The sequence below is a fragment of the uncultured Bacteroides sp. genome (assembly GCF_910578895.1).
Lineage (GTDB): Bacteria > Bacteroidota > Bacteroidia > Bacteroidales > Bacteroidaceae > Bacteroides.
In genome coordinates, this window is the sequence record NZ_CAJTSC010000001.1 from 80,578 (window position 1) to 105,302 (window position 24,725).

12 protein-coding genes are annotated in these 24,725 nt (G+C 48.0%); all 12 read left to right on the top strand.

The genetic code is table 11. The features are described 5' to 3' along the window. The first annotated feature begins 490 nt into the window (after nt 1-490). The 12 genes from QZ327_RS00285 to QZ327_RS00340 all read left to right on the top strand — a co-directional run bounded on the left by QZ327_RS00285 (nt 491) and on the right by QZ327_RS00340 (nt 24,375). Nucleotides 491-1,759: a glycoside hydrolase family 5 protein gene (locus tag QZ327_RS00285; protein WP_294616133.1), complete on the top strand. Its 1,269-nt coding sequence runs from the start codon at nt 491-493 to the stop codon at nt 1,757-1,759. Between the two features lie 31 nt (nt 1,760-1,790). Then, nucleotides 1,791-4,013 (top strand): glycoside hydrolase family 3 C-terminal domain-containing protein, encoded by a 2,223-nt coding sequence (locus QZ327_RS00290; RefSeq protein ID WP_294616134.1) that lies wholly within the window; start codon nt 1,791-1,793, stop codon nt 4,011-4,013. 108 nt (nt 4,014-4,121) lie between these two features. Beyond that, nucleotides 4,122-5,942 (top strand): glycosyl hydrolase family 18 protein, encoded by a 1,821-nt coding sequence (locus tag QZ327_RS00295; protein ID WP_294616135.1) that lies wholly within the window; start codon nt 4,122-4,124, stop codon nt 5,940-5,942. Between the two features lie 43 nt (nt 5,943-5,985). Further along, nucleotides 5,986-8,322, top strand: coding sequence for a glycoside hydrolase family 3 N-terminal domain-containing protein (locus QZ327_RS00300; protein ID WP_294616136.1), 2,337 nt, complete (start codon nt 5,986-5,988; stop codon nt 8,320-8,322). 399 nt (nt 8,323-8,721) lie between these two features. Further along, entirely contained in the window at nt 8,722-11,772 is a 3,051-nt protein-coding gene (locus tag QZ327_RS00305) for a TonB-dependent receptor (protein WP_294616316.1), read from the top strand. A gap of 21 nt (nt 11,773-11,793) precedes the next feature. Then, nucleotides 11,794-13,269: a RagB/SusD family nutrient uptake outer membrane protein gene (locus QZ327_RS00310; protein ID WP_294616137.1), complete on the top strand. Its 1,476-nt coding sequence runs from the start codon at nt 11,794-11,796 to the stop codon at nt 13,267-13,269. An 18-nt stretch (nt 13,270-13,287) separates the two neighbouring features. Further along, on the top strand, nt 13,288-14,442 hold the full coding sequence (locus QZ327_RS00315) for a metallophosphoesterase (RefSeq protein WP_294616139.1): 1,155 nt from the start codon (nt 13,288-13,290) through the stop codon (nt 14,440-14,442). A gap of 99 nt (nt 14,443-14,541) precedes the next feature. Beyond that, nucleotides 14,542-17,379: a beta-glucosidase gene (locus QZ327_RS00320; RefSeq protein WP_294616141.1), complete on the top strand. Its 2,838-nt coding sequence runs from the start codon at nt 14,542-14,544 to the stop codon at nt 17,377-17,379. Between the two features lie 337 nt (nt 17,380-17,716). Further along, nucleotides 17,717-20,725, top strand: coding sequence for a TonB-dependent receptor (locus tag QZ327_RS00325; protein WP_294616143.1), 3,009 nt, complete (start codon nt 17,717-17,719; stop codon nt 20,723-20,725). A gap of 26 nt (nt 20,726-20,751) precedes the next feature. Then, entirely contained in the window at nt 20,752-22,449 is a 1,698-nt protein-coding gene (locus tag QZ327_RS00330) for a RagB/SusD family nutrient uptake outer membrane protein (protein WP_294616144.1), read from the top strand. A gap of 35 nt (nt 22,450-22,484) precedes the next feature. After that, nucleotides 22,485-22,919 (top strand): hypothetical protein, encoded by a 435-nt coding sequence (locus QZ327_RS00335; protein ID WP_294616146.1) that lies wholly within the window; start codon nt 22,485-22,487, stop codon nt 22,917-22,919. Nucleotides 22,920-23,322: 403 nt separating this feature from the next. After that, on the top strand, nt 23,323-24,375 hold the full coding sequence (locus QZ327_RS00340) for a DUF4831 family protein (RefSeq protein ID WP_294616147.1): 1,053 nt from the start codon (nt 23,323-23,325) through the stop codon (nt 24,373-24,375). The last annotated feature ends 350 nt before the right edge of the window (nt 24,376-24,725 follow it).

Below are 24,725 nucleotides of genomic sequence, written 5' to 3' on the forward strand. Positions count from 1 at the left end.
GAAAGTCATGTAGTATCCGAGAAACATTCATGAGTAAGTTATGAAGTAGCATTTTTTAAGTATTCTTCTCTTGGGCGATATACATTTGCAGCGAAAAAATATTTGTTAAACCTTTAAATTGTATTGACAATGAGAAAACCTGAAGAGCGGACGGCATTCCTCAAAAAGACATATCCGCAAACCGAAGGCTATGCAAGGTGGTTGTTGCCACTTTACTAGTAGAGTCTTGCCACTCTATTGGCAACACAAGCATCCCGCTTGTACGAAAAGAACCCGCCAATCAGGGCATATCACAATTGACCGGCTCATCTTCACTTTCTCAAATGCCCCATTTTAACTTTCACTTAAAAGAGCATAAAGTTCTAATAAAAAACATTTTATGTCATATAATAAGTTTCTCAGAAGCATATTATTTCATATAAAGGAGTATCTTCACCAAAAACAATCTTTATTATTCGTAAATTTGGCTCACACAAAGATATTATAGATTATGAAAAAAATATTAGTAAAATGCTGTGCTGTCTGCCTGTTGCTGGCAAGCCTTGGCAGTTGCAGCGGAAGCCAGAGCAAAGAGCTCGCGCATGCCAACTCATTCGTCACCATTCAGGGACAAGACTTACTGAAACCTAACGGAGAAAAACTTTTCATACAAGGAACCAATTTAGGCAACTGGTTGAACCCGGAAGGATACATGTTCCGATTTGGCAAAACAAATTCTCCCAGATTTATCAATGAAATGCTGTGCCAGTTAGTCGGACCGGATTTCACCAACAAGTTCTGGAAAGATTTTAAAGACAACTATATCACCCGCGATGACATACGTTTCATTAAAAGTACGGGAGCCAACACCATACGCCTCCCTTTTCACTACAAACTGTTCACAGACGAAGATTATATGGGAATTACCGCCAATCAAGACGGATTCTTACGTGTAGACACACTTGTAGAGTGGTGTCGTGAAGCGGAACTTTATCTGATTTTGGATATGCACGATGCCCCTGGGGGTCAGACGGGTGACAACATTGACGACAGCTACGGATATCCTTGGTTACTGGAAAGTGAAGAGAGCCAACAACTCTACTGCGACATTTGGCGGCGCATTGCGGAACATTACAAGAACGAACCGGTCATCTTAGGTTATGAACTCTTCAACGAACCTATCGCACCTTACTTCAGCAACATGGAGGAGCTGAACTCGAAATTGGAAGACGTCTACAAAAAAGGGGTGGCAGCCATTCGGGAGGTGGACAATAACCACATCATCCTGCTGGGCGGCGCACAATGGAACGGCAACTTCAAACCTTTCAAAGACTCCAGGTTCGACAATAAAATCATGTACACCTGCCACCGTTACGGCGGAGCTCCTACAAAAGAGGCAATCGGGTCCATTATCAATTTCCGCGACAGTGTAAACCTGCCGATGTATATGGGCGAGATAGGACACAACACGAACGAATGGCAGGCTGCTTTCTGCGAAGTGATGCGCCAAAACAACATAGGATACACTTTCTGGCCTTATAAAAAAATGGACGGTTCCTCATTCGTGGCTATCGTGGCGCCCGAAGGTTGGGATGATATCGTCACGTTTGCCGAAGCGCCGCGTATCTCCTATAAAGACATACGCCAAGCACGCCCCGAACAAAAGCGTTCACGCAAGATATTGACGGAACTTATAGAAGCCTGCAAGTTGAAGAACTGCCAAGTACAGGAAGGATATATCCAATCGCTCGGAATGACAACCCGGCGGGCCGAACAATGAAAAGATGGAAATTTTTAAAAAGGTATCTATAATGAAAAGATTAGTATTCAGTTTATCACTTGCCGCCACACTGACGGTGGCGGCACAGCAAAAAGCCGTTTATCTGGATGCAGACAAGCCGCTCGAGGAGAGGGTGGAAGATGCATTGAGCAGAATGACAACGGAAGAAAAGGTTAAAATGGTTCATGCCCAATCCAAGTTCAGCAGCGCAGGAGTTCCCCGCTTGGGAATACCTGAGGTATGGACTACCGACGGACCTCACGGTATCCGCCCCGAAGTGCTGTGGGACGAATGGGAACAAGCCGGATGGACCAATGACTCCTGCGTGGCATTCCCTGCCCTGACCTGCCTCGCCGCCACATGGAATCCGGAAATGGGTTTCCTGTACGGACGAAGCATTGGCGAAGAAGCCCGTTACCGTAACAAGAACATCCTGTTGGGTCCCGGTGTGAATATCTATCGCACCCCGCTGAACGGACGCAATTTCGAATACATGGGCGAAGACCCTTATCTGGCGTCGGAAATGGTGGTTCCCTACATACATGGCGTGCAACAGAACGGTGTGGCTGCCTGCGTAAAACATTTCGCACTGAACAATCAAGAAATCAACCGCCACACACTTAATGTGGTAGTGGACGACCGCGCGCTCTATGAAATCTACCTGCCTGCCTTCAAAGCTGCCGTGCAAAAGGGAAAAGCATGGTCTATCATGGGAGCCTACAACCTGTACAAAGGCGAGCATTGCTGCCACAACCGCTATCTGCTGAATGATATTCTGAAAAAAGAGTGGAATTTTGACGGAGTAGTTGTATCCGACTGGGGAGGCACGCATGATACCGACCAGGCAATCCGAAACGGCCTGGACCTGGAGTTCGGCAGTTGGACAAACGGTCTGTCGAACGGTGCCAGCAATGCTTACGACAATTACTATCTGGCACATCCCTACCTGCAACGTATCCGTTCCGGTGAAGCAGGCACCCAAGAACTGGATGATAAAGTGCGCCGCATTCTGCGCCTTTGCTTCCGCACTTCCATGAACACCAACCGTCCTTTCGGGGCACTCTGCCCGCCGGCACACTATGAAGCCGCCCGCCGGATAGCCGGAGAAGGCATTGTACTGTTGCAGAACAAGAACAACGTACTGCCTATACGTCTGGAACAGGCAAAGAAGATAGCCGTCATCGGCGAAAATGCCATCAAGATGCTGACAGTAGGCGGCGGTTCTTCCTCACTGAAGGTACAGCGTGAAATCTCACCGCTCGACGGTATCCGCCGACGGGTGGCAGGAAAAGCGGAAATTGTTTATGCACGCGGCTATGTAGGCGATGCCGGAGGCGAATACAACGGCGTGGTGACCGGACAAAACCTGAAAGATGACCGTACTCCGCAAGAACTGACCGCAGAAGCCGTGAAAGCGGCTGCTGATGCAGACTACGTAATCTTCATCGGAGGATTGAACAAAAGCAACGGACAAGATTGCGAAGACTCTGACCGGAAAGGAATAAACTTATCCTACGGACAAGACGAACTGATTGCAGCATTGGCAAAAGCCAACAAAAACCTGATTGTCGTGAACATTTCCGGCAATGCCATAGCCATGCCGTGGGTAAATGAAGTTCCGGCAATCGTACAAGCTTGGTACATAGGTTCGGAAGCAGGCAACGCGCTGGCGGATGTATTGATGGGGGATGTAAACCCCAGCGGCAAACTGCCTTTCACATTCCCCGCACGCCTGGAAGACTGCTCCGCACATGCCTTGGGAGAATATATCGGTGAAAAAAGCCGGAATGTAGTGGATATCAAGTACAACGAAAGCATCTTTGTCGGATATCGCTGGAGCGACAAACAGAAAAAGGTGCAACCGCTCTTCCCCTTCGGACATGGTTTGAGCTATACCACTTTCACCTACGGCAAACCGATACTCAGCAGCAAAGAAATGACTGCCGACGGCACACTGACCGTAAGAATCAATATCAAGAATTCCGGCGACCGGGAAGGCCAAGAGGTCGTACAGTTATACATCAGCGACAAAAAATCCACCCTTCCCCGTCCGGTAAAGGAGTTGAAGGGATTTAAGAAAATCCTCCTTGCCCCGGGTGAGGAGAAAGAGGTTTCCTTCACTATCGACAAGGAGGCATTGAGTTACTTCGATGATGCCCGGCACTGTTGGACGGCAGAACCCGGAAAGTTTGAAGCTATCATAGCCGCTTCCGCCACTGACATCAGAGGAGTTGCGACTTTTGAACTGAAATAACGGTTATTCCAAATACACATAACAAAAACGAGGATGTGCCAAAACGCCGGCAGCCATATCATTCTGTCTGCGTTTTGACACGCCCTCACCTAAAATCAATACCAAGACATGAGGTCCCTGTTAATAAAATACTGCGCCATCCTGATGCTTATGACCGGCTTCAAATGTTATGGCACGGAAGCTGCCGGCAAGCCTGCCCGATATGCAAATCCTCAAGAAACCGGAAAAATCATCGTAGCCTATGTGACGTCCTGGAGTGACGTAATGCCCAATCCCCGATATATGACTCACATTAATTATGCTTTCGGGCATGTAAACAAGACATGCGACGGCATACACATAGCCAACGAACCGCGTCTCAGGCAAATATTGGCATTGAAACAGCAGAAGCCCGGACTGAAAATCATGCTCTCCATCGGAGGTTGGGGAAGTGGCGGTTTTAGCGAGATGGCAGCCGACACCCAAAAACGGGAAACTTTTGCCAAAGATTGCCGGCGCATAATCAAGACATACGGATTGGACGGTATAGATATCGACTGGGAATATCCTACGAGTAACGCAGCAGGCATTTCCTCATCGCCTGCCGATACGGAGAACTTTACACTCCTGATGCGCGATATCCGCAAAGCTATCGGACAAAAGAGACTGCTGACCCTGGCTACCGTAGCCTCAGCCCGATATATCAATTTCAAGGAAATACTCCCCTACATCAACTTTGTCAACATCATGTCCTACGACATGGGAAGCCCCGGCAAACACCATGCTGCCCTTTATCCATCCGACAACAGCGGTTGGATTACCGCCTCTCAAGCCGTCGATGCGCATCTGGCTGCCGGCGTGCCTGCTTCCATGCTGACAATGGGACTTCCCTTTTACGGACGTGGCACAAAGGAATATGCCGATTTCCGGGACTATAAACTGATAAATACCACCACGGAATACACAGAACAATGGGACAATAGAGCCAAAGTCCCCTACTTGGTCAATTCGCAAGGAGAATTTACGTTTGGTTTTGAAAACCCGCGCTCACTTGCCATCAAATGCCGGTATATCCTGCAAAAAGGACTGTTGGGAGGCATGTATTGGGAGTATGCCGCCGACAACGAACAGGGCGATTTGCAACGCACCGTTTACGAATGCCTTGCCGGACAGCAGGCAGTTCAGGAAAAAGCACGGCCACATACCATGTCGCAAGAAGAGTATCCGGGCAATTACGCACACGGTCCCCGCTTCAAAGCGTTAATCTATTATACGGAACATGCAGAAGAGGCGCACGTGCAGTTTGCCAAACAGACCATTGAGTTTTTTAAGAAACTGAACTACGGTCAAGGTTTCAACCTCGACATTACGACCGATTTCTCACATTACAGTTACGAGAAATTACAGGAATATTCAGTCATCATCATGCCGAACGGATATCCCATGCAACCGCACGAACGTGCCGCCTTTGAAAAATATATGGAGAACGGCGGTGGCTGGATGGGATTTCATGCCGCTGCTTACAACGACAAGAACACCAACTGGCCATGGTTTGTGACGTTTTTAGGGAACGGCGTCTTTTATTGTAACAACTGGCCGCCTCAGCCCGTGTTGCTAGAGACTGACAAGCAACATCCGGTCACCAAAAACCTGCCGGAATCCTTTGTTGCTCCCGCCAGCGAATGGTATATGTGGACTCCTTCCCCAAGATGCGGGAAAAATATTGAGGTGCTTCTCTCCATATCTCCAAAGAACTATCCCTTAGGCATTAAGGATGTGGTGAAACATGGTGATTTTCCCGTGGTGTGGACCAACAGGAAATATCGCATGATTTACCTGAACATGGGACATGGCGATGAAGAGTACCAGGATGCTACACAAAAGCTACTTTTCATCAATGCCTTCCGCTGGATTGTAAGCACGGACCGAAAAGGAAATCCTTTCGAATAGAAATAACAAATCTTTCCAACTTAAAAAAAACTTATAAACTGCCATGACAAAAAAAACATTATTGACACTGGTGATGACAGGCTATACCCTGCTTACCACCGCACAGCCTGCAAAACCAGCAATCGCCCGGGATGCAGAAATTGAAAACAAAGTAGAGACTTTACTGAAAAAGATGACACTGGAAGAGAAAGTAGGGCAGATGTGTGAACTGGCTATCGATGTCATCGCCAAACAGGGCGGAAATCCTTCCGACGGATTCCAGATAGACGATGCGAAACTCGACAACGTAATCGGAAAATACAAAGTGGGCTCTATCCTGAATGTTCCCAACGGCATCGCCCAAACACCGGAAAAGTGGGAAGAGGTCATTCGGAAGATACAGGAAAAATCAATGCGTGAGATAGGTATCCCCTGCATCTACGGAGTGGACCAGATACACGGAACGACCTACACACAGGGCGGCACATTCTTTCCGCAAAACATAAACATGGCTGCCACCTTCAACCGGAAACTGGTTCGGGAAGGTGCACGTATCTCCGCGTATGAGACAAAAGCCGGAAGTATCCCCTGGACGTATGCGCCGGTGCTCGACCTGGCACGGGATGCCCGTTGGTCCCGCCACTGGGAGAACTTTGGCGAAGATTGCTACGTGAATGCGGAAATGGGACGCGAAGCAGTGCTCGGTTTTCAGGGAGAAAATCCGAACCGGATAGGCAAACAGCATGTAGCGGCATGCCTTAAGCACTACATGGGCTATGGCGTACCCGTATCCGGCAAAGACCGTACCCCCTCTTCCATCACCGTGCAAGACATGCGCGAAAAGCACTTTACCCCCTTTCTTGAGTGTATCAAAGCGGGAGCGCTTTCCGTTATGGTAAATTCAGGTATGAACAACGGTCTCCCTTTCCACGCCAACTACGAACTGCTGACCGAATGGCTGAAACAAGATTTGCAATGGGACGGCGTCATCGTAACCGACTGGGCGGACATCAACAACCTCTACAGCCGCGACCACATTGCCGCCAGCAAGAAAGAGGCTGTCAAAATCGCCATCAATGCCGGCATCGACATGTCTATGGTACCTTACGAAACAAGTTTCTGTACCTACCTAGCGGAACTGGTACAGGAAGGGGAAGTGCCGCTCACCCGCATTGACGATGCAGTGCGCCGCATCCTGCGTATGAAATTCCGTTTGGGACTGTTCGACATGCCGTTCTATAACCGCAAGGACTTCTCACGCTTCGGCAGCAGCGAACACGCAGCAGCAGCCCTTCTTGCCGCCGAAGAATCGCTGGTATTACTAAAAAACAAAGACAATATACTCCCGTTGCAGAAAGGCAAGAGGATATTGCTTACCGGTCCTAACGCCAACTCCATGCGCACACTGAACGGTGGCTGGTCTTACTCCTGGCAGGGCGACAAGGCAGACCAATGCGCAGAAGCCTATAATACCATCCTCGAAGCCTTTACCAACAAGTTTGGCACAGACCACATCATCTACGAACCGGGCGTAACCTACAAAAAAGGAGGCAACTGGCAAGAAGAAAACATGCCCGAAATAGACAAAGCCGTAGCTGCCGCCGCCAGCGCCGACTACATCATTGCCTGCATCGGCGAGAACTCCTACTGCGAAACGCCCGGCAACCTAAACGACCTGACGCTTTCGAAAAACCAGCTCGACTTAGTGAAAGCACTCTCCGAAACCGGAAAGCCCATTATCCTGATACTGAATGAAGGACGTCCGCGTGTCATCAACTCAATAGAACCTTTGGCAGATGCGGTAGTAGACATCATGCTTCCGGGCAATTACGGTGGTGACGCACTGGCAAACCTTCTGGCAGGAGAAGCAAACTTCAGCGGGAAAATGCCCTATACATATCCTAAAGACGTATGTTCGCTGAACACATACGATTACAAACCCTGTGAGCACATCGGCAGTCAGATGGAAGGCGCTTACAACTACGATGCACAAGTATCCTTCCAATGGGCTTTCGGCTACGGTTTAAGCTACACCACCTACGAATACAGCAACCTGAAAGTGGACAAAACGCACTTCACAGCCAATGACATACTGACGTTTACCGTTGATGTGAAAAATACCGGCAACCGTATAGGCAAAGAGAGCGTCCTGCTATTCAGCAGCGACTTAGTCGCCTCGCTCACTCCCGACACCAGACGCCTGCGTGCTTTCGAGAAAATAGAACTGGCACCCGGAGAGACCAAGACCGTGACACTAAAACTGAAAGGTTCCGACCTCGCCTTTGTAGGGTATGACGGCAAATGGATTTTGGAGAAAGGCGACTTCCGCATCCAAACAGGCAATCAAACCGTGAATGTCACCTGTGCGAATACCCACAAATGGGAAACGCCCAACAAATAAGGTACCGGTATACATATCTGCACTGAACAATCATAGAAAGACCGGAGTCGGAAACTTCCCGAACCGGTCTTTTCTATTTACTCAAGAAATTTCTCATATATTCACAATACAGATATAGAATACATCTTGTGAATAATGAATGGTCAAATACCTTCTCTGCTTATATTTTGTAACAGAAATAGCAAGAATCGGTAAGAAAATATTGTAAAAGCAACTTTTTTACGTAAAAGCTATCACTTTTTTGCAGCTTTTTTTTTCTAAAATTAGAAAATTATTACTTTTGCCGCAAATGATAATATTCGTTTAAAGAGAACGATTTATTAAAAAAAACAAGTAATGAGAAAGAAAAGTTACAAAATTCGATTTGGTAGAGGGAAAACATGTCTTGTCTCCTTATCAATGGCATTTTGTCTGATGAACACCACACAGACATTTGCTACAGAGAATGGGAATGTAATTGCTTTGCAAAGTGTACAACAAACCAACGGTATCAAAGGTCAGATTGTAGATGAAAACGGCGAGCCGATCATCGGCGCCAGTGTTTTGATAAAAGGAACCGGAACCGGTGTCAGTTCGGATTTGAACGGGCAATTCAGTCTACCTAACAACAGCCGTAAGGTAACCTTGCAGATTTCGTATATTGGATATATCACACAAGAAATAAGTGTAGAAAACAACAAGCCGGTTCGTATCGTATTATGTCCGGATACACAAATGTTGGACGAGGTAGTCGTTACCGGTTACGGTACATTCAAGAAGTCCGCCTATGCCGGTTCAGCCTCTACGGTAAAGACCGCCGAATTGAAAGATGTGCCTGCTACCAGTTTCTCGGATTTGTTGCAAGGTGCAGCACCCGGTGTGCAGATGAGCAGCGGTTCCGGCCAGCCGGGTTCCGCCGTCTCACTGAACATCCGCGGTATGGGCTCATTCAATGCTTCCAACTCTCCGCTTTATGTAATTGACGGTGTACCCGTCATGTCCGGCAACGTTTCCGCCCTGGATACGGATGGCGGTTTTGACATCATGTCTACATTAAGCAATACGGATATTGAGAATATCACCGTAATCAAAGATGCCGCCGCTGCTTCCATGTATGGTTCACGTGCCGCCAACGGTGTGATTTTGATTACCACCAAGAGCGGTAAGGCGGGCAAACCGCAAGTATCATTGAAAGCCGACTGGGGTTTCTCCGATTTCGCCATGGAATTCCGTCCTGTAATGAACGGGGCACAGCGTCGTGAGTACATCTACAACGGTTTGAAACGGGGACAATTGCGCGACGGTGCTACAGAAGAAGAAGCCATTGCATACGCAGACAAGGAGATTGACGACTATGCCCCCATTCCCTGGAGCGGCTACACGGACTGGCACGATGCCCTATTTAAAAAAGGTTCGCACCAGACGTACGAAGGTTCTATCTCAGGTGGTACAGACCGTATCAAATACTATACCTCCCTATCTTATCTCAAACAAGAGGGTATTACCCTTAACTCAGGTTTGGAACGTGTCAGCGGTCGCGTAAACGTAGACTACAAAGCTAATGACAAGTTGACTTTAGGCACCAAGATACTCTTCTCACAAGTCAATCAGGATGTCTATAGTGAAGGTACCACTTATACGGCTCCTTTCTATGCCTCGGTAAGTAAAGCCACCCCTTCCGATCCCATCTATGATGAAGAAGGCAACTGGAACCGTCATTTCATAGACCTGAAAGACCGTAATCCGTTGCTCTCCATGATGTATGACTACAAACGAGAATATATTACCCGTCACTTCAATACCGTTTACGGACAATACGAGTTCATTCCCAACCTTACGTTCAAAACCACGTTGAGTTACGATTACAATATAAATAAAGGCAAGGAATGGAGCGACCCGCATACTTCCAACGGTGACGATGATAACGGTATCATGTATGCCAATATATACGAACGCAAGAAACTTGTATGGGCCAATCAACTTGCTTATGCCGTTACTATTGGCGAAAACCACAACTTGGATGCGTTGATTGGATATGAAATCGACGACCAAGCCCGTGAATACGTCAGTGGTGAAGCCATCGACTTTTCCAATCCCAACAAGAATGCCTTGAGCAACGGTGCAACCGTTACTTCAGCCGGCGGCTCTGACGTACGTACACGTATGGTTTCTTACCTCGGCCGTATAAACTATGACTATAAGAACAAATATTTCCTCGGCGGTAGTTTCCGTAGAGATGGCAGCTCACGTTTGGCAGCCGCCAACCGTTGGGGTAATTTCTGGTCGGTATCGGGAGCCTGGCGGGCCATTGAAGAAAATTTCATGGAACCGGTGAAAGACTGGTTGACCGATTTGAAGGTACGCGCCTCATACGGTGTGAACGGTACGTTGCCTTCCGACTACTACGGCTACCTAGGCTTGATGAGCGTATCTTCTTCTTACATGGGAAGTCCTGCTTATTCACTGTCGCAAATAGCCAACGACCGCCTCTCTTGGGAAACCAACCATAACTTCAACCTCGGTTTTGACTTCAGCTTCTGGAATCGCCTAAATGTAACGGTAGAATATTATACCCGTACAACAAAAGACCTGTTGATGGACTATCCCGTATCCATGACTACCGGTTTCAACAGTTATCTGTACAACATCGGTGAGGTGCAGAACAAGGGTGTGGAGTTGGAAATCACTTCCCGCAACTTCAGCACAAAGGATTTCACCTGGAACACTACGCTGAACCTGGCTCACAACAAGAACAAGATTACGACGCTGGACGGCATCCAAACTGAAATTCCAAGCGGCTCTCAAATCCGCAAGGTAGGCAATCCTTACCGCACATTCTACCTCATTGAATTTGCGGGAATCAATCCCGACAACGGTTCCCCGCTCTTCTATACCAATAAGAAGGATGAAAACGGAAACTACATCAAGGAGATTACCGAAAATGCGGATAATGCCCAACGTATCCCCTACAAACATGCAGATCCTACCATCACCGGCGGTTTTTCCAACAGCCTGCGCTACAAATGGTTCGACCTCAACTTTATGTTCACTTACCAGTTTGGCGGGTACTCTTACGACAACTGGGCACAGAAGACCGAACACAGCGGTTCGGAACTGGGATTGAACATTCCCATCTACTACCTGGATTCCTGGAAGAAACCGGGCGACATTACGCAGTACGAAGTATTTATCGAAGACCCTCAATATGCGATGAAGGACTATGCAACTACCCGCCGTGTACACAGCAGCGACTTTATCCGTCTGAAGAACCTGACTTTCGGCTTTGCATTACCTAAGAACTGGACCAAGAAAGCCGGTATGGAATACGTCCGTCTGTACGCTTCTGCCAACAACCTTTGGACATGGGCCAAACACGATTACTACGATCCGGAAGCCGTAAGCGGCGGTACAGCCATTTGGGGTACACCTCCTTTGAAAACTGTTACATTCGGTATCAATGTTAATTTCTAAATCACAAAACGACTTTAAAGTATGAAGAATTTTAGTAAATACATCATAATGGGAGCTATCCTGCTGGCGGGTAGTTCGTGCGGAGACGGTTGGCTTAACCTCGAATCCTCCACATCGGTCAGCACTGATGGAGCCATCAAGGAGTTGAAAGACGTAAATCTTGCTCTAAATGGAATTTACAGCACTATGCAAAGTTCATCAGCCTATACGGGACGCCTGGTTTATTACGGCGACGCCACAGGCGATGATATGCAAGCTGTCAGTACAACCAAGCGTACCGGCGATGCCTATACGTTCGGTTTTACAAAAGACAATTCCCCCTCCAGCTATTGGGCATATCCCTACAAGATGATTACCATGTGTAATATTATTCTGACCCAGATTGACAAACTTAAAATCAATGAAGCCGATACAGAACTGCGAGACGCTTATAAAGGTGAAGCCCTGGCATTGAGAGGCATGTTTCTCTTTGATTTGACCCGTCTCTACGGCTATCCGTACAAGAAAGACAATGGTGCTTCGCTGGGTGCGCCTGTTGTGACTGAAGTATTGAAGGAAAGTGCAAAACCTTCACGCAAAACCGTAGCCGAGTGCTACAACCAAGTAATCGAAGACTTGAAAAGTGCTGCCACCCTGCTGGACAATGATGAAGGCAACAGCTATTACAAAGGGCACATCAACCGCTGGGGCGTCCTGACACTCCTGAGCCGCATATACCTTTATCATGGCAACGATGCTTTGGCGTTACAGGCAGCGGAGGAAGCCATTAAAGGCGCCGAAGCCGAAGGGTATGCCCTGTGGACCAATGCAGAATATGCTACCGCCTGGAGCAATGATGCCAGCAAGTCTAAAAAAGGCGAAGTTCTCTTTGAAATCGTAAATACCACGGAAGAAGGTCCGGGTAAAGAATCTTTAGGCTATCTGCACAACGCCAATGGCTACAGCGACATTGCCGTAACCAGCAGTTTCTATGCCATGATGAAGGAAGACCCCGATGATGTGCGCAATCAGCTTTTTCGCCTGGACGGAAACAAATGGGCTTTTTTGTTCAAATACCAACCTCAAGCGGGCGAAACGATTGACAATGCCAATGTTCCTTTGCTCCGTCTCTCGGAGACTTACCTCAATGCAGCCGAAGCTGCCGTGAAGACAAACGATAACACAAAGGCGGTGAAGTATCTTGATGCTATCGTAAGCCGTGCCAACCCTGCCAATACGGTAGAAGGCACTAACGTGACACTGGAACGTGTAATGCTGGAACGCCGCAAAGAACTGGTAGGTGAAGGCCACCGCATGTATGATGCCTTACGCGATGGAGGCTATGTGGAACGCCGCGATGTGGACTTGGGTGAAGAACTGACTACCAAACATCTCACTTTATCCGACCAGCAGAAGAAACGTTTCAATTGGGACTACTTCAAGTGTGTGCTTGCTGTGCCCAAGGCCGAACGTGACGCCAATCCCAACATCGCTCAAAATCCTGAATATGGCGAATAAAATCCCATTGAACAGTCTATGAAAGTATTCAGATATTATTCTCTCTTTTTGATACTCTGCCTGCTTGGCTCCGGTCTGCCGACCGGAGCACAAACGGCAGAGTTTTCCGTATCCGAAGACTCGCTCTTTGCCCCCGATGGTCCTTACATCCTGCATGAGCCGAACGGAGCGGCACAAATTATCTCAGTGGACCAACAAGGAAAAATCAAGCAAGAATGGCATGAGCGTTTGCCCGAAAAGTATAGCTTTGAGGTAACCTCACACAGCGGCAAACATGGTTTCCGCGTACAGCTACACTCCGTAAGCCGTCCGCAATGGAAGTACGAACAGCCGGAGAAAATCTTTGTAATGTCCGACCCGCACGGCGATTTAGACTGCTTCGTCAGCCTGCTGCAAGGCAACGACATCATCGACCGGGAGTATCACTGGACTTTCGGCCGCAACCAACTCGTGATTATCGGCGATGTATTCGACCGTGGCAATGATGTCCTCCCCATCTTTTGGCTCATTTATCAGTTGGAAGAAGAAGCACGTTGTGTCGGTGGTAACGTCACCTTTTTGCTGGGTAACCACGAACCCATGATATTGATGAACGACCTGCGATATGTTACCCAAAAATACCTCACCCTTGCCGGCAAGTTGGGAATAGAGTACGGCACCCTCTTCAACCCGACATCCGAATTAGGACGCTGGCTCTGCACGCGCAATGCGATGCAGCAGACCGGTCATTACCTCTTTACCCATGCCGGGGTGAGCCGTGAGTTCTTGGAGCAAGATTTCGATATTCCGACAGTCAATGAACTGATCAGCCGTGGTCTTTACAAGAAGAAAGCCGAACGAAAAGCCCTTTCCCCGCAGGTCTATTTCCTATTCGGCAACCAAGGTCCTATCTGGTATCGTGGCATGGTACGCAAAGATGCCAAATACAAGCCATTGGCTTCCGATACGTTAGACCTGATTCTGCAAAAATATGCGGTACAGCGCATCATCGTAGGCCATACAATCTTCGATGCTGTTTCTACTTTTTATGACGGCAGGGTAATAGGAGTCAACGTAGATAATGACGAAAATCGCGAAGCACGTCGCAGCCGCGGCATTCTCATCACAAACGACGGTATCTATGCTGTAGGCGATGAGGGAGTGATGCAAAAGCTATTGAACGAAGAACGGTAGAATGTACGATAAGTACCCGTACTTCGGACTATTTTACCCTCTTCCTATCTTTAAAACGTCCTACCTTTGGCATCCGAAGAAAATCATAAAAGAGATGCCATGAAAAAACTGATTGTAGCGGCTTTGCTACTGGGCAGCGGCACGCTGCTGCCCGCACAGCAAACCGCCAAAGCGTCGGCACACTACAAACCGGCACGAAGCGAAATGTATCACAAAGGTTGGATAGACTTCAACAAAAACGGAATCAAAGATATATACGAAGACCCCGCCGCACCACTCGATGACCGCATCGAAAACCTCTTGCAGCAGATGACACTCGAAGAAAAGACCTGCCAGATGGTTACCCTCTACGGCTACAAACGGGTATTGAAAGACGACCTGCCCACTCCCGAATGGAAACAGATGCTTTGGAAAGACGGCATCGGCGCCATAGACGAACATCTGAACGGCTTCCAGCAATGGGGATTGCCGCCCTCGGACAACGAAAATGTATGGCCCGCCTCGCGCCATGCCTGGGCACTGAACGAGGTGCAACGCTTCTTCGTAGAAGATACCCGCCTCGGTATTCCTGTAGATTTCACCAACGAGGGTATCCGTGGCGTAGAGAGTTATAAAGCCACCAACTTCCCTACCCAACTGGGATTGGGACATACGTGGAACCGCAAATTAATCCGCCAAGTGGGACTCATCACCGGACGTGAAGCCCGTATGTTGGGCTACACCAATGTCTACGCCCCTATCCTTGATGTCGGACGCGACCAGCGCTGGGGACGTTATGAGGAGGTCTACGGCGAGTCACCCTACCTCGTTGCCGAACTGGGTATCGAAATGGTGCGCGGACTGCAACACAACCATCAGGTAGCGGCTACTGCCAAGCACTTTGCCGCATACAGCAATAACAAGGGTGCACGCGAAGGCATGTCGCGCGTCGACCCGCAAATGTCGCCGCGCGAAGTGGAGAACATTCACCTCTACCCTTTCAAGCGAGTCATCCGTGAAGCCGGATTGTTGGGCATAATGAGTTCCTACAACGATTATGACGGCATCCCCATTCAGGGCAGTTATTATTGGCTGACCACACGGCTACGCCGGGAAATGGGTTTTCGCGGCTACGTGGTGTCGGACAGCGATGCGGTAGAGTATCTCTATACCAAGCACAACACCGCCAAAGATATGAAAGAAGCCGTGCGCCAAAGTGTGGAAGCAGGACTTAACGTACGCTGCACGTTCCGCTCGCCCGATTCGTTCGTACTTCCGCTGCGCGAACTCGTAAAGGAAGGAGGACTGAGCGAGGAACTTATCAACGACCGCGTACGTGACATCCTGCGGGTAAAATTTCTTATCGGGCTGTTCGACGCTCCCTATCAGACCGATCTTGCCGGTGCGGACAAGGAGGTAGAGAGCGCCGCCAATGAAGCTATTGCCTTGCAAGCCTCCCGCGAGTCTGTCGTATTGCTAAAAAACGCAGGCAGCACCCTGCCGTTGGATATCAACCGGATAAAGAAGATTGCCGTTTGCGGTCCGAATGCCGATGAAGAAGGCTATGCCCTGACCCACTACGGACCGCTTGCCGTAGAGGTCACCACCGTACTCGAAGGCATCCGTGCAAAAGTACAAGGCAAGGCGGAAGTGCTCTACACCAAAGGCTGCGACCTCGTGGATGCCCACTGGCCCGAAAGCGAAATCATAGCGTATCCCCTTACTCCCGGTGAACAAGCCGAAATAGACCGCGCCGCAGCCAACGCCCGCGAAGCGGATGTGGCGGTAGTGGTGCTGGGCGGCGGTCAGCGTACTTGCGGCGAAAACAAGTCGCGTACGAGCCTGGAATTGCCGGGACATCAATTAAAGTTGCTCCAAGCAGTACATGCTGTGGGCAAGCCCGTAATATTGGTATTGATTAACGGGCGTCCGTTGTCCGTCAACTGGGCGGAGAAGTTCGTACCCGCCATTCTCGAAGCGTGGTATCCGGGGTCGAAAGGTGGTACGGCGATAGCCGATATCCTCTTCGGCGACTACAATCCGGGCGGCAAGCTGACGGTGACCTTTCCTAAAAGCGTGGGACAAATCCCATTCAACTTTCCCTACAAACCGGCTTCGCAGATTGACGGCGGAAAAAATCCCGGACCGGACGGCAATATGTCGCGCATCAACGGCGCGCTCTACCCCTTCGGCTACGGACTGAGTTACACCACTTTCGCATATTCCGACCTTGAGATCACTCCCGCCGTCATCACCCCCGACCAAAAAGCCACGGTACGCTTGAAAGTGACCAACACCGGCAAACGTGCGGGTGATGAAGTGGTACAACTCTACACGCGCGATGTGCTGAGCAGCGTCACCACCTACGAAAAGAACCTTGCCGGCTTCGAACGTATCCACCTGCAACCGGGAGAGAGCAAAGAGGTGACTTTCACCCTCGAGCGCAAGCATCTTGAACTTCTGAACGTCGACATGAAGTGGACGGTGGAACCGGGAGAATTTGCCATTATGGCAGGTGCCTCGTCCGAGGACATCCGGCTAAACGGCATACTCACCGTAGAAGATTACCGGAACCGCCTGCAAATGCTCGAAAACCGGAAACCTGCCAGCCCCGTAACGGCAAGCACCGACATGGAAAATGCCGCGAACGTGCTCGACGGGAAAATCGATACCGCATGGCAAGGCAACAAGGGAGATTACATCACCTTTGCCCTGGAGAAAGGTGCCAAAGTAGACGAAATATCCATTACCTTCGAACGCGACAACAAACTGCCGGCAGAATTCGAGATACAACTTTCGGGCGGCGGCGGACAATTCCTCACGGTCTATTCGGGCACCGTCCACCAATACGGGCACCCCGTCTCCTACCCGTTCAAAGGAACCACTGCCAGCGACCTGCGCATCGTGCTGAACGATGACCGTGTGAAGATAGCGGAAGTAGTTATTTTCAGAAAATAAGAAAATCAATAATAAGAACCAGTTTAAAATTACCAAAGAATACGTAACACGACATCATTTCCCGACTTTGAAAGGAGAGATAATTTTCATGCACTCTCCTTTCAAAGTCTCTTTTTACTATCATTAAAATCTCTTATCCTTTTTTTAGCGTCTCAAAAAACAAACATGAGACAACAAAGAGAAATATCTTTCATATCACCCGGTATTAAACAGTATACATTTACGGAAATTATTTTTTACTGTTTTTTACTTATAAATTTAAATTATGTTTTGTATGAAAGACACAAAAAGGATGTCAGTACCACTTCTGAGGCAACTGATAATGTCAGCCATATTTTTGGCTAACATATTAAATGTGCAGGGACAAGTGGGAAATCAAGTGACAGGAAACGTAACGGACGTTACAGGAGAACCAATGGTCGGAGTATCGGTAGTAGAAAAAGGAACTGCCAACGGAGTCGTAACAGGAATGGACGGCAGCTTCCGATTGAACGCCAAGCAAGGTTCTGTTCTCCGCTTCTCTTTTATCGGCTATAAGGAACAGGAAATTCCGGCAACCGTAAACAGTGCCATGAAAGTAGTCATGCAGGAAGATTTGGAACAATTGGAAGAAGTGGTTGTAGTGGGATACGGTACACAGAAACGTGCCAACCTGACCGGTGCCGTAGCTACAATGGACAGCAAGCAACTTGCCTCTATGCCCAATACCAGTATCGCAAACTCTCTGGCCGGTATGCTGCCGGGATTGATTGCAACCAACAATACGGGCAAACCGGGAGCTTCGGCTTCCATATCTATCCGTGGCAAGAGTACATGGGGAAACAACTCGGTACTGACTGTAGTGGACGGCATCGTCAGAGATTTCAAAGACCTTGATCCCAATGAAGTGGAAAACATTACTATTCTGAAAGATGCTTCGGCAGGAGCCATTTATGGTGCTCGTGCAGCAAACGGTGTCATCTTGGTTACCACCAAACGCGGTGCATCGGGCAAACCCCGTTTCTCTTACAACGGCCGTGTAGGTATGACGCAGCCTACCCGTTTTCCGCGGCTGATGAATGCTTACGAATATGCTTCAACCTACAACGATGGTCTACGTAACATGGGCATAAAAGATACCGACCCGCGCTATTTCACCAACGAGCAGTTGACATCGTATGCAAACGGATCGGTCGGTACGGACTGGTGGGAACTCTGTATGCAGGATTTCTCTTTCCAGCAGGCACACAACCTGACCGTCAACGGTGGTACCGATGCCGTGAAATATTTCTTCTCTTTAGGATATACCGATCAGGAAGGCATGTTTGACGGAAGTGGATATACCCGCTACAACTTTCGTTCGAATGTGGATGCTGCCATCACAAAATACCTGACAGTCAGCGTCAATGTAGATGCTTACCTGAGTAAAGCGAAAGCAAGAGACTATGCGGAAGGCAAGATATTCGACAACATCATCCAACAACGTCCGTTTCTGACAGCCTACAACCAAGCCACCGGACTGCCTATCAATACCACCGGTGAGCATCCGGCAGAGATGTTGAAGACAAAAGGATACAACAACCACGACTATAACAACTTTTACGGTACGATTTCTTTCAAGCACGAATTGCCTTTTATACTGAAAGGCCTTTCTGTCTCAGGACTTGCTTCGTACAGAAAATACTACGATTTTCAAAAAACATTCAGCGTTCCCTATACAACGTATGACTTTAATGAAAACAACGAGATTACAGGAACGAAAGTAAACGGTGCCGACGGGTTGGAAACCTCTCTGAAAGAATACTTCGGACAGTCACAGGAAATCACCTATAATCTCAGTCTGAACTATGCCCGGAAATTCGGCAAGCACGATATAAACGTATTGTTGCTCACCGAAGGTTTTGTCAGCAACAAGGACAACCTCGAAGGTTATCGCACAAAATACAGTTCCAATGCAATCGACCAATTATTTGCCGGCGGCACAGACGAAATGTCTACTACCGGAACCGGCGGAGAAAACGCACGACTGGGATATGTAGGCCGTATCAATTACAACTACGCCGAACGCTATTTGGTAGAAGTCTCAGCCCGTTATGACGGTTCTGCCAACTTCCCGAAAGGAAAACGCTTCGGATTCTTCCCTGCTTTCTCACTGGGATGGCGGCTGTCCGAAGAAGAGTTCTGGAAAAACATGGACCTCTCTTTCGTAGACCAACTGAAATTGCGCGGTTCCTACGGATTGGTGGGAAATGACCGGGTGACCGCTTTCCAATATCTCGACAAGTACACTTACACCACAAAAGACAATGCGTATGGTGCCATCTTCGATGGAAAACACCAACAGTCTATCCTATACGGAACTTATCCAAACTATGACATTACCTGGGAAAAGGCCAAAGTAATGAACCTCGGTCTGGATGCCGTCCTGTGGAACGGTAAACTTGGAGTGGAATTCGATTACTTCCGGAAGAAGACAGTCGATATCCTCAGAAGCCGTGTACGTTCTATCCCCGGAACCTTCGGCAGAAGCCTTCCGCACGAAAACTATGCACGCGTAGATAATCAGGGCTTCGAATTGATTTTAAGCCACAATAACCGTGTGGGTAAAGTGAATTACGGAATACGCGGCAATGTAGCATTCGCCAACAACAAAGCAGTAATCTTGGACGAAGCCGCCAATGCCGCCCCCCACGGACGATACATCGGTTATCCGCTGGACTATCGCACAGGATTGGTTGCCATGGGAATTTTCCAAACAGAAGAGGAAGTTGCAAACGCCCCCCTGCAATACAACGACAAGACTGTGACGGTAGGTGATATCCGCTATGCCGACCTGAATGGTGATGGTGTAGTAAACGACTATGACAAGACTATCCTGTCATACAACCATGAGACACCGAAACTGACCTATGGTCTGTTCTTGAATGCAGACTGGAACGGATTCGACATTTCCGCATTGCTACAAGGAGCAGCCAAAGTCAATGTGATGCTGAAAGATGAAGCACGTAACTTCTTCACTAACGGAGGATACTCCAATAACTATGCCTTCATGACTGATTACTGGACTCCGGAAAACAGAAATGCAGAATACCCAAGAGCATGGCTCGGAGCAAACTCGAACAACAACAGAGACTCTTCTTTCTGGTTGAAAGAAGCGGGATACTTACGTCTGAAATCACTCGAAGTAGGATATACGGTGCCGGGAATAGCCAAATCCGGAATTCAGAAGTTAAGAGTCTATGTCTCCGGAACCAATCTGCTGACTTGGTCGAAACTCAAACACTTTGACCCTGAAATGACAGAAGGAAGCGGATCTTACTATCCTCAACAGAGAACTTTCAATATCGGTGCATCTATAACATTTTAATTAATCGTTTTGCAATTATGAATAGAATGAAATATATATTTTTATCGCTGTTTGCAGGTTTCCTCTGTACCTCCTGCGCAGACATGCTTGACGTCAAGGACTTGTCAAGTATGAGTGAGACATTTGTTTGGGAAGATGCAGCGCTTGCCAAACAATTCCTGAACGAACTGTATGCCGATCGTCCGGGTTACGAAGCCAGCAATAATCCTTTCCTGAACAACATAACCGATGAAGGGCGCAACGGCCATGCCAAAACCACAGCCGATGATGTACTGCGAGGAGCATGGACTTCATCTACCTCTTTGGGCAATTGGATGGGCTTTTGGGTATATACACAAGTGCGGAAGGCCAATGAATATATCTACGGACTGGAGACGAAAGCCACGTTCAGCGAAGATATCAAAAAAGTCTATCTTGGAGAAGCGAAGTTCCTCCGTGCACTGCTCTATTTCGACATGGTGAAACGCTATGGAGGAGTACCCATCATTGACAAACCCCAAAAACTGGACGATGACCTGTTTGTTCCCCGCGCCACAGTGGATGAAACCTTCGAGTTTATCTTGAAAGACCTGCAGACAGCCATAACCAATCTGCCACGCAGGGATGACACAGAGGCAGGACGCGCCACTTTGGGTGCCGCTTGGGCATTGCGTTCACGAGTATTGCTCTACTGGGCAAGCCCGCTGTTCAATTCCGGAAACAACCCCCAACGTTGGAAAGATGCGGCAGATGCAGCCAACGAAGTAATCAAACTGGCAAAAGCCGGCGACTACGAACTGTCTGACGATCTCAACATCTGGCTGACCCGTGACAACCGTGAAACCATCTTCGAGAAACAATATCTGCTGGGATTCAAAGAGCACGGCTGGGACGGCATGCACAAGCCGCTCTCCATCGCCCACAACGTAGGTACAAAAACAAATCCGACACAAGAAATGGTAGACGCTTTCCCGATGGCAAACGGTCTGTTGCCTCATCAGGAAGGTTCGGGATACGATGACCAGAACCCATATGCCGGACGTGACAAACGCTTCTATGCAGACATTGTCTATCACCTGAGTGACTATTGCGGACGTCCGCAAAACTGCTCGGTAGAGGGGGCGGATTTAGGTTTTGTGGATGCCTGCGGCACATCATTCTGCTCGCATACCGGTTATTACATCCGTAAGGGTATCAACGAAAAGAACACTCTATACGACCGCCAAACAGGTTGCGACCAGAGTTTCATTGAAATCCGCTATGCGGAAATACTGCTGAACTATGCAGAAGCACTGAATGAATATGAAGGTCCCGGCGATGAGGTGTTTTGGGCTTTGGACGAAGTACGCCACCGGGCAGGCATCACCACCAATGTCGAAGATATTCTGGACGATACAACGGATAAAGAGGAAGTACGCAAACTTATCTACAACGAACGCCGCGTAGAGTTATGTTTCGAGCAACATCGCTACTTCGATATCCGCCGCTGGAAAATAGCCAAGGAAGTGATGGACGGCAAGCGCATGCATGGAATGAGAATCACCGCCAAAAGGGATGAAAGCGGCAAACCGCTGACGGATGAAGAGGGTAACTACATTTGGGAATATGACCCAGAAATGGATATAGACAAATTCCTGGGAGGTGCGAATTTCAGTTGTGTCTTTGAAGATTATATGTACTGGATGCCGATTCCCTACAGCGAACTGACCAAAAATCCGGCCTTGATTCAAAACTCCGAATGGTAAGTTAATGATATGTTGAATTTTAATGCAAGAAAAAAATGAAAAAATATAGTTTCCATATAGTGCTGGTTTTGATGTCATTGCTGGCGGGCGCATGCTACGATTACAATGATGTGACACACGAAATCGGTGAGGCTTCCGACCAAGCTTTCATTTCCAACATGAATGTGTATGACAAAGATATGAAAAGTGTACTGGTGTCCAAAAACATTCCCGCCACCAAAGTAGACGCCGACGGCATCGAACGTTTCAAAGAGGCAGATACGGCGCCCGAAATAGAACTGACAGTGAAACCCGAAAGCGATTTGTCACAGCTGATACTCACAGCCACTTTATCATCACAATCTTCTTACGCGAAAATCTCTCCCGTAATGGGGAAACTGATGGACTTTAGCACTCCACAAGAATTTACAGTTACCTCGCAAAGCGGAAAGAATGTGCTTAAATACAAGGTGACGATAAAAACGGAATAAAACCTGAAAAACAGAAAGACCTGTTGCGGTTTCAGAGCCTGTTTAAATTTGGTTCAGCATTATTTTGAGAGTTCTTTCCGAAGATATTTTTCTATTTTATGAGGAGCATAGCGGGGGCTATGTGACGAATAAAAAGAGGAAAACAGACCGGAAAGAGACTTGGGAAGAAGCTGAAGAAAAACTTTTTGAAGAAAATTTAAACAGGTTCTTTATATTCGGTAAGAATATTACATGAAGCCGCAACAGGTCTTCAGTGTATCCCGAGGTTATGTCAGGCTCCTAACAATTAGTTAATCTTTCGTAAATAAATTTCCAAAAACCAAAGAACTTCGTTAACTTTGTTAGTCATTTGTACCTATTAAGTACGGATGTCTATATTGCTTACTTAAACCGAAAGAGAAAGATGAAAAGAAAGACGATATGGCTTGCCGCGCTCCTGACAGCCGCAAGCACCCATGCCCAGACGGATGTCACCACCGGCATTATGCGCGGCAAGGAGTACGGAGTAACCTATCTCCTGCCCAAAACCGAAATAGAGATTGTAGTGGAAACTACCAAACATACGTATATGCCCGGAGAGTTCTGCAAGTATGCCGACCGCTATCTGCACCTGAACAACGTATCTGCCGACCCGGATATCTATTGGACCATCGACAAGGTGCAGACACGTGTTGCCGGAGTGCCAGACAAAGACAATGTTTACTTCGTGAAACTGAAAGACAAGACCGTGGCACCGCTCATGGAACTTACCGAAGACGGCATTGTCCGTTCCATCAACATGCCGCTCGACAACCGTGCGATACCGGCAACCAAGATAACCGCTGCGGCACAGGAGATTACAGACCCACGCAAATTTCTTACGGAAGAGATACTTATGGCAAGTTCCAGAGCCAAAATGGCGGAATTGGTAGCCAAAGAAATTTACAACATCCGCGAAAGCAAAAACGCTCTCCTCCGTGGCGAAGCCGACAATATGCCTCAGGATGGCGCACAACTCAAAATTATGCTCGACAACCTGAATCTGCAAGAACGCGCCATGACGGAGATGTTTTCCGGCACGCTGAAAGAAGAACCGAAAACATTCACCATCCGTCTCACTCCTAAGGAAATGAACAACGAAGTGGCTTTCCGCTTCTCCAAGCACTTAGGAGTAGTGGACAATGACGACTTGGCAGGCGAACCGTATTATATCTCCATCACCGACATGAAAACGCCGGCAATCCCCGAAGACGACGGCAAGAAGAAAGTGGACGGCATTGCCTACAATGTTCCGGGACGCGCCCACATCACATTGACTGCAAACAACAAGAAACTGTTCGACGACGAGCTGCCTGTCACGCAGTTTGGCACCACGGAATATCTTGCGCCCGTATTGTTCAACAAGAACTCTACCGTAAAGGTGCTGTTCGATACAGCTACCGGCGGACTGATAAAGGTAGACAGGGAAAACAATTAAGAACTTCAAAGCCGAGGGTTGAAAGTAGGGTAATATCTCATCCACTTTCAACCCTCGGGAAAAATGTAATGGCATCTTACTATACAGCCTTGTATGTTATAATCCTGTTTTTAATATCAAATAATTCAAACCTTACCTGATTTTCATTAATTTATAAAATCCTTTGGCATTCCGCCTTAAGTTTATCATGTATAGAAATGTGCGATTTTTTAATTAAATAAACACCATCCTCACTTTTCTTCATAATCACACGTACCCTATTATATCCATTAGAATGACAACCTGTTCTTAGAATTTCATATTTGTAGGCAAATAAGTAGTCACTTTGCCCGTAGTCGTAAAACCGGGAG